The 637-nt window shown below is 41.6% G+C and carries 1 pseudogene; it reads right to left on the bottom strand.

Features of this window, described 5'->3' with window-relative positions:
• Nucleotides 1-637 (bottom strand): annotated as a pseudogene (locus EII23_RS12235) (relaxase/mobilization nuclease domain-containing protein); the annotation flags it as partial.

Genomic DNA, 637 nt, shown 5'->3' with positions numbered 1-637 from the left:
TGGCACTCTGTTTGTGTATCTCGGTTAGAGTATCTTTGAATTCTGCGAGATTGGCTTTCGCCGAGTTCGCTAAGTTTTTTAAGGTCTGTGAATTCTGCACTGTATATGCCTCCTTTCATTCGGTTTGGTCTTTTTTGATTTGGTAGGATTATGCTAATGCCGTCTTTGTTGGTTCGGCTTATGGTGTAGCCGTTTGAGCTAAGTAGTTCGAGCATATGGGTTCGGTTTAGGATAGCTCCTTGAGCTAATAGTTCTTTTAGGGTTTTATCTAGTTCTGCGATTGTGTTGTAATGCTCTAGGTCTTTTTTGTCAATGCGGATATTTTGCTCTTTGGCTGGATCGTTTGGACTAGTAAAGCCGTATTCGTCGTTTATGGTTCTTTTCCAAAGGTCGATGTTAAATTGGTCGTGTTTGGCGTAGTATGGGTTAAAGCTTTTGCCAGTTACTAGGTCTATTTTTGGGATTAGAAAGTTTAGCTCAAGCCGTCCGTCCTTGTCGCTATGCTCTACCCAAAGGATATTTACTCGGTTTTTCATATGCTCGCCAAGTAGTGTTCGCTCAAAGTCTGCGATTATCTCTTGTTTTGTTTTGTTGCTTATTGATGAGGCTTGTTCGCTAAAGCTAAGCACACCAAGGC

The sequence above is a fragment of the Desulfovibrio sp. OH1186_COT-070 genome, from assembly GCF_003860215.1.
Classification (GTDB): Bacteria; Desulfobacterota; Desulfovibrionia; order Desulfovibrionales; family Desulfovibrionaceae; genus Desulfovibrio.
Note: the sequence above shows the minus strand (reverse complement) of the source record. Positions and strands in the feature narration are given on the sequence as shown.